General features: G+C 52.2%; 6 protein-coding genes. 4 read left to right on the top strand and 2 right to left on the bottom strand.

Features of this window, described 5'->3' with window-relative positions; translation table 11 throughout:
- Window positions 1-25: 25 nt before the first annotated feature.
- A complete protein-coding gene (locus tag ACTHUE_RS09030; RefSeq protein ID WP_440361139.1) occupies window positions 26-1,195 on the bottom strand; it encodes a glycosyltransferase in 1,170 nt (389 codons plus the stop codon).
- Window positions 1,196-1,282: 87 nt separating this feature from the next.
- Window positions 1,283-2,614 carry a metalloprotease PmbA gene (gene pmbA / locus ACTHUE_RS09025; protein ID WP_440361138.1) on the bottom strand — a complete coding sequence of 444 codons (1,332 nt, stop codon included), beginning with the start codon at window positions 2,612-2,614 and terminating at the stop codon, window positions 1,283-1,285.
- Between the two features lie 124 nt (window positions 2,615-2,738).
- On the opposite strand from pmbA, the gene yjgA reads away from it, so the two are divergent.
- The 4 genes from yjgA to ACTHUE_RS09005 all read left to right on the top strand — a co-directional run bounded on the left by yjgA (window position 2,739) and on the right by ACTHUE_RS09005 (window position 6,811).
- On the top strand, window positions 2,739-3,272 hold the full coding sequence (gene yjgA / locus ACTHUE_RS09020) for a ribosome biogenesis factor YjgA (RefSeq protein WP_049344065.1): 534 nt from the start codon (window positions 2,739-2,741) through the stop codon (window positions 3,270-3,272).
- Window positions 3,273-3,343: 71 nt separating this feature from the next.
- Entirely contained in the window at window positions 3,344-4,054 is a 711-nt protein-coding gene (locus ACTHUE_RS09015) for a hypothetical protein (protein WP_049344067.1), read from the top strand.
- A 102-nt stretch (window positions 4,055-4,156) separates the two neighbouring features.
- A complete protein-coding gene (gene recJ / locus ACTHUE_RS09010) occupies window positions 4,157-5,857 on the top strand; it encodes a single-stranded-DNA-specific exonuclease RecJ (RefSeq protein WP_049344068.1) in 1,701 nt (566 codons plus the stop codon).
- Between the two features lie 18 nt (window positions 5,858-5,875).
- Window positions 5,876-6,811, top strand: coding sequence for a DMT family transporter (locus ACTHUE_RS09005; RefSeq protein WP_070504412.1), 936 nt, complete (start codon window positions 5,876-5,878; stop codon window positions 6,809-6,811).
- Window positions 6,812-6,951 lie beyond the last annotated feature (140 nt).

Genomic DNA, 6,951 nt, shown 5'->3' with positions numbered 1-6,951 from the left:
TTCAGACGGCCTGTATGGTTTATGCCTATTTATTAAGCACTTTTTGGAAGGTGTCGATCAGGTGTTGCGCAATGGCACGGCTGCCGAATTGTTGCAGGCAATCTTGGCGCAAACGGACGGGATCGTATTGTGCGTGGTTTTCGTAGAGGGTGAGCAATGCTTTGGTCAGCTCCGGTATGTTTTCGATTGGCACCAGCAGGCCGTTGTCGGAAGTGACGATGGATTCGGGGCCGCCGCAGCGTGTGGCGATAACGGGTAAACCTTGAGACAGTGCTTCGATATAGACGACGCCGAAGGTCTCGGTACGGCTGGCGAGGACGAAGGCGTTGCTGTGGCGCATAAGGTCTAAGGTTTGGTCGGTGGTTAATGCGCCGGTAAAGGTAACGGCGTGGTTGATGCCCAAGTCGCTTGCCAGTTGTTTCAGACGGCCTTCTTCTGCGCCGCCGCCGCCGATTTTGAGTTTGAGCTGCGGATAGGTTTTGAGTGCTTCGGCAAAGGCAGGCAGGAGCAGGTCGTGGCCTTTGAGGTGGCGCAGATGGGAGACGCTGCAGAAGGTGAAATCTTGATTGTTTTTTTCGGGGAACTCGAAATCCTGTTCAAAATTGCCGCCCAGCATATTGGGCAGGTATTGCCAGTCTGTACCGGCGTAGGTTTTTTCGAGAATGCGGCAGAAATCACGGCTTACTGCGAACCGGGCCGCGCTGTGGCGCACGGCTTCGTGCATGGACGGCCATTGGTTTTTGCGGACAAGGCCGCGTGAAATGGCGCTGCTGTGTTCGGTAATTACATAGGGAATGCCGTATTTTTTGAAGATGGCGCAGGCTAAAATGGCGGCGTAGTTGACGCAATGGGCGTGAATTACGTCGGGTTTGCCGTTGTCGGCGATATAGGCTTCAAAAGCTTTCATGCCTGCGTTGACCCAGCGGATGCGGTCGATATCGACAACCGGGCATCGCGGGAAGAAATACATGCTGTCGTAGGCGTAAGTTTTGAGTCCGCCTTGCTGATGGCGGCGTAGGCCGTAGAAGCGCGAGAAGATGGTTTTCGGCTGGCTTCTCAAGTAGCGGAACATGGGCACGACCATGCCGATTTTCATGCCTTCGCGTTGCAGGGCTTGGGCTTGGAGGCGAAAAAAGATTCCGTCCACATCAGTTTCGGAAGAAGGATACCAAGAGGGGATAACGACAATATGCATGATGTATTTTTTATGGAAGTAGATAACGGCGAGGCCGTCTGAAAAGAAAAGATATCTTTCAGACGGCCTTTTGTATATTTAGTTCAATCAGTTGCCGGCAACCGTCATTTTGGAAACCAAGACGGAGCCGATTTGGTTGGATGAACGGCGTAATGCGTCGTCTGCCACGCCGATGATGTCGCGGTACATATCCTGCAAACGTCCGGCAATGGTGATTTCCTGAACCGGATAGGTAATGACGCCGTTTTCCACCCAAAATCCGGCCGCGCCGCGCGAGTAGTCGCCGGTAATGGTGTTGACGCCTTGTCCCATCAATTCGGTAACCAGCAAACCTGTTCCCATTTCTTTCAACAGGTCGGCCTGCGTGGCATGGGTGTGGTTCAGATACAGATTGTGCGCGCCGCCGGCATTGCCCGTTGTCTGCATGCCGAGTTTTTTCGCGCTGTAACTGCTGAGGAAATAGCCTTCGACTATGCCGTCTTTCACCACAAAACGCGGCTGCGTGGCCACGCCTTCGGCATCGAAATAAGTGCTGCGGAACGAGCGCAGGATATGCGGTTCTTCGCGCAGGCTGAGAAACTCGGGCAGCACCTGTTTGCCGATGCTGTCAATCAGAAAGCTGCTTTGACGGTAGAGCGCGCCGCCGCTGAGTGCGCCGATAAGGTGGCCGATTAAGCCGACTGCGACGGTGGTGTCGAACAGTACGGGATAGCTGCCGGTCGGAACGCTGCGGCTGTTCAGACGGCGTAAAGTCCGTTCGGCTGCAGTTTGGCCGATGAGTTCGGGCGCGTCCATGTCTTCGTGACGGCAGGAAGAATCATACCAATAGTCGCGCTGCATGCCGTGTTCGTCGCTGGCGACCACGCTGCAAGAAATGCTGTGGTGCGTGCTTTGCTGATGTGCGGCAAAGCCGTGGGCGTTGCCGTAAACATATTGGTAATGGCCGGTATGAACCGATGCGCCTTCGGAATTTTCAATGCGTTTGTCTGTTGACAGCGCAGCCTGTTCGCATTGCTTGGCCAAATCGATGGCGGATTCGGTACTTAAATCCCATTCGTGGTAGCGGTCGAGGTCGCCGATATGGGTTGCCATCAAGGCAGCATCGGCAAGGCCGGCGCAATCGTCTTCGGCGGTATAGCGTGCAATATCAATGGCGGCTTTGACCGTATCTTGCAGGGCGCGTTCGGAGAAGTCGGCCGTGCTGGCACGGCCTTTGCGTTGGCCGACATAGACTGTAATGTCTAAAGATTTGTCTTGTTGGAACTCGATTTGTTCGATTTCGCCCAAGCGCACGCTGACGCTTTGACCGAGCGACTCGCTGAAATCGGCTTCGGCCGAGGTAGCGCCGGATTGTTTGGCCAAATCCAGCGTGTGTCCGCACAAGCGCAACAGCTCGTCCGGTGTGTGGTTAAACAGCATAAAAAGGTTTCCTGACAGGGTTTTGCGGCATTTTAACCGTTTCAGACGGCCTCTGCAAAAATCGCACGGAAAGGCCGTCTGAAAACTGATAAAATAGGCAGATTCAGAAAATCAGGGAAACACAATGTTTGAACAAGAAGACGAATGGGTCAGCAAAACCCAAATGAAAAAGCAGATGAACGATTTGCAGGCTTTGGGTATGGAATTGACCAAACTCTCCAGCGATACGTTGAAAAAAATCGGCTTGGACGAAGAGCTGTTCGAGGCCATCGTTACCTATAAAAAAATCACCTCCAACAGCGCACTCAAACGCCAAGCACAATTTATCGGCCGCCTGATGCGCGATACCGACCCTGCGCCCATCGAAGCCTATTTGGCCAAACTGCGCGGCGACAATACGGTGCACAATGCCTTTTTGCAACGCGTCGAGCAGGCGCGTACCCGACTGTTGGCAGACGATGGCTCGATTACCCAATTTATGGCCGATTTTCCGCAAGCCGACGCCGGCAAATTACGCACCTTGATCCGCAACACTAAAAAAGAGCAGGAACAAAACAAACCGCCGAAAAACTTCCGCGCGCTGTTCCAAGAAATTAAAGCAGTGATGGAGGCCGGTCAATTCGATGCTTCAGAAGAAGGGCAGGATTGGGAGGAATAAACCTCAAGGCCGTCTGAAAACGGATTGCGGTTTTCAGACGGCCTGTATCGTAATGCCGAAGGAGGATGACCATGAAATTTCGCCGCTTTGTACCTGCCTTGTTAATTAGTGCACTAACCCTCAATGGTTGTACTAACGATCTTTGGGAAAGAAATAGCCCGTTCCATAAAACCACAACCGAAAAAACCGTTGCCAAAGACAATATTCAAGCATTTGGCGTGGTTGCCAAAGACAATACGCAGTTGGAAAAAGGCAGCTTGGTCATGATGGGCGGAAAATATTGGTTTGTCGTTAATTCTAAAGATTCGGCCAAGTTGAAGGCGATCTTGGATGCTAAGCTGAGCAAACGGTTTCAAATGGTTCGGCAAAACCCAAAACAGGTGTATGAGGCTTTGCCGGTTGAATTGAAATCCCCTGAAGCGCAAACTTTCCGCTCGAATTTCTGCCTGCGTTACGATACTCAAAAAGTTGCCGAGATTGTCAAGTTGAAACAACTGGCGTTCAAGCCGGTTGAGCTCGATGGTAAAACTGTCTACACACGGTGTATTTCTGCCGAAGGTCATTATTACGCAACGCCGAAAAATGTTGCCGAAGACCGCCATTTTGACACTGCCGTTCCAGTCAGAATTTATTATACGGAAACCAAAACAAGCACCGATGTTTGGAAGTTGACGGGGAATATCCTGAAAACGCCATTGGCGCTGGCTTTGGATGCAGTCGGCGTAGTGATAGCAGGCTCCTATGCCGTGATCGGTGAAATTGTCGATGATTCACGCAAATAATATCCAAGGCCGTCTGAAAACGGATTGCAGGTTTCAGACGGCCTGGCCCTTAAAATAAACGCTTCAAAAATATTAATTTCTCTCTATTTAATCCCACACACCATGTCCGTCAAAATCCAAACACGTTCCATTAATCCGACTGTTTTTAACGACTTGCTCACTGCCGGTACCGATCCTTTGATTGCGCGGCTGTGTGCTGCGCGTGATGTACAAAGTCCGGCCGAGTTGGACGACAAGCTTGCAGCTCTTTTGCCGTATCAAACGCTGACAAACTGCGAAGCCGCCGCCGGCCGTTTGGCGGATGCGGTTGAGCGTCAGGAAAAAATCCTGATTGTCGCCGACTACGATGCCGACGGTGCGACGGCGTGTTCCGTCGGTATGAGCGGTTTGGCGGCGATGGGGGCGAAAGTGGATTTTCTCGTGCCCAACCGCTTTGAACACGGCTACGGCTTAACGCCCGAGCTGGCTGAAATCGCGGCAGAGCAAGGTGTGGATTTATTGGTGACGGTGGATAACGGTATCGCCAGCATTGCAGGCGTGGCGCGCGCGCAGGAATTGGGTTTGGATGTGATTGTAACCGACCACCATCTGCCTGCCGAGACCGTGCCCGACTGCATCATCGTCAATCCAAACCAAAAAGGCTGCGGTTTCCAAAGCAAAAGCTTGGCGGGCGTGGGCGTGATTTTTTATGTATTAATGGCTTTGCGTGCCGAACTGCGCCGCCGCAATTATTTTTCAGACGGCCTGAAAGAGCCGAATCTGGGCGACCTCTTGGATTTGGTTGCACTCGGTACCGTCGCTGACGTCGTCACTCTAGACCACAACAACCGTATCCTCGTATCGCAAGGTCTGAAACGGATGCGTTTGGGTAAAATGCGCCCCGGTATCCGTGCCTTGTTTGAAGTGGCACGGCGCGATTGGCGCAAGGCTCAGCCTTTTGATATGGGCTTTGCGTTGGGGCCGCGCATCAACGCGGCCGGACGGCTGGACGATATGTCGGTCGGCATTGCCTGTCTGTTGGCGCGAGATAATGCCGAGGCGCAGGAACTGGCGGCGCAGTTAAACAACCTCAATATCGAGCGCCGCGAAATCGAGCAGTCTATGCTGCAAGACGCGCTGAATGCTTTTCCTGAAACCCTGCCTTCAGGTCAGACGACTTTGGTGGCGTATCGCGACGACTTCCATCAGGGCGTGGTCGGCATCGTTGCCAGCCGCCTCAAAGACCGTTTTTATCGTCCTACTATCGTGTTTGCGCCTGCCGACAACGGCGAAGTGCGCGGTTCGGGACGCTCCATTCCCAATCTGCACTTGCGCGATGCTTTGGACTTGGTGTCCAAACGCTATCCCGATTTGATTTTGAAATTCGGCGGACACGCGATGGCGGCGGGTTTGAGCATACTCGAACACAATATCCCCGCGTTTCAGACGGCCTTTGAAGAAGCCGTGCGCGAGATGGTGTGCGAAGACGATTTGTCGCAAACCTTCATCACCGACGGCAGCCTGCCTGCACGCGACATTACGCTGGAACAGGCGCAAAACCTTGCTAAACACGTTTGGGGGCAGGGCTTCGCGCCACCGAGTTTTACTGACGAATTTCATGTTGTCCGCCAGCAGCCGTTGGGTGCGGAAGGCAAACACAAAAAAGTCTGGCTGCAAAAAGACGGCTACGAATTTGAAGCCATGTTCTGGCGTTGCAGCGAAGACATTCCAGAATACATCCGCACGGTGTACCGCCCCGTTGCCAACGAATGGCGGAACAATCTCGAATTGCAGCTTTATATCGACTACTGGGAAGCCGCGTAAACAAAGGCCGTCTGAAAAATGAAGAAACAAAAACCTTGGCTCGGCTTTTCATTGGCGTTGCTTGCCACCATGACTTGGGGTTCGCTGCCGGTCATCGCCCAACAGGCATTAAAAGCCGTCGATGCGCCCACGCTGGTGTGGATACGTTTTTTAGTGGCTTCGCTGGTGTTGTTTGTGCTGTTGGGGCTGACCGGCAAGCTGCCGAGGCCGTCGGAATTTTCCAAGCAAACCTTATTTTTATTGATGCTGGGCATTATCGGTATTTCCGCCAACTTTGTGCTTGTTGCCATGGGCTTGCACTATATTTCTCCGACAACCACGCAGGTGTTGTGGCAGCTTTCTCCCTTTACCATGATTTTGGTCGGCGTAGGCGTGTTTAAAGAAGCCTTTACGCATTGGCAAAAAATCGGCTTGATGCTTTTGCTGACGGGTTTGGTCATGTTTTTCAACGACAAATTCGGCGAACTTTTCAGCTTGGGCAGCTATGCGGTCGGCGTAATGATGGCGGCTTCGGGCAGTATGATCTGGGTGTGCTACGGCGTGGCGCAAAAACTTCTGTCCAAACATTTCAATTCGCAACAAATCCTGCTCATGATCTATTTTTGCAGCAGCTTTGTTTTCCTGCCGTTTGCCGAACCGTCGCAAATCGCCCATATCGGCAATCCGTTTTTATGGGGTTGCTTTATCTATTGCTGCCTGAACACGCTGATCGGCTACGGTTCATTCGGCGAAGCGCTCAACCATTGGGACGCTTCAAAAGTCAGTATCGTCACCACGCTGATTCCCGTATTCACCATGATATTTTCCACCATCGGCCATCATCTCGCCCCCGATTATTTTGCCGCTTCAGATATGAATATCGTCAGCTATGTGGGTGCCATGGTAGTTGTGACCGGAGCCTTGCTGGCGGTGGCCGGAGAGAAAGTAATGGGGCTTTTTTTGAGAAAGATATGAAGCATTTATTGCAAAACAGAATAAAACAAGGCCGTCTGAAACAGGTTTCAGACGGCCTTTATATTTTCTAAATCAGATTAATGTGGAACGGCGGATTAATAGAAGCCTTCGCGTTCTTCACGGGTGCTGATGTAGATGTT

It is taken from the genome of Neisseria sp. P0021.S005 (assembly GCF_051956955.1).
The sequence above is the reverse complement of the archived record's forward strand: the minus strand, read 5'-3'. Positions and strand labels throughout refer to the sequence as shown.